This is a genomic window from Psychrobacter sp. 1Y4, assembly GCF_051847555.1.
Genome location: NZ_JBPYDE010001192.1, coordinates 1 through 510 on the forward strand (window position 1 = coordinate 1; position 510 = coordinate 510).

The following is a 510-nucleotide window of genomic DNA, read 5'->3' on the forward strand; positions in this document are numbered from 1 at the left end:
CTTACGTGATTGGCGCGGCTCTAGCAGCTTACTGGACATTGATTGCGCCGCCGTCATTTGGTGCATCGTTACCTGTCTTTATCATCACAGGTAGCCTCTACTGGTTAGGTGCGATGTTGTTTACCCGTCAGAGTGATGCTGTCACTCCAGCTCAAGAGGAGGGGGTATTATGAAACTGATGATCGCTCAAACCAATCCTTTATGGGCTCAACCAGTCGTCAACCTAGAGGCACTAGAGTCGCTTTGTCGCCTCGCTGTAGAAGCAAAAGTCAATCTGATTGCACTACCAGAGCTTGCATTCACAGGCTACAACATCTTTGAACGCCTTGATGATTTAGCAGAAGCGATCGATGGCCCCATTGTCATTGAGGTGGCGAGACTTGCTAATAAATACCACTTACATGTGCTATTTGGGCTCGCTGAACGCCGACCCAGTGGTGAGCTGAGTAATGTTGCCATCTTGATAGATGACAACGGACAGCGCCTCGCCACTTATGATAAGCGCTATTT

General features: G+C 48.8%; 1 protein-coding gene. It reads left to right on the forward strand.

Annotated features, from left to right (window positions below; all coding sequences use genetic code 11):
- Positions 1-169: 169 nt before the first annotated feature.
- On the forward strand, positions 170-510 hold a 341-nt coding region (locus ACS8FC_RS21095; RefSeq protein ID WP_439298217.1), incomplete at its 3' end, for a carbon-nitrogen hydrolase family protein.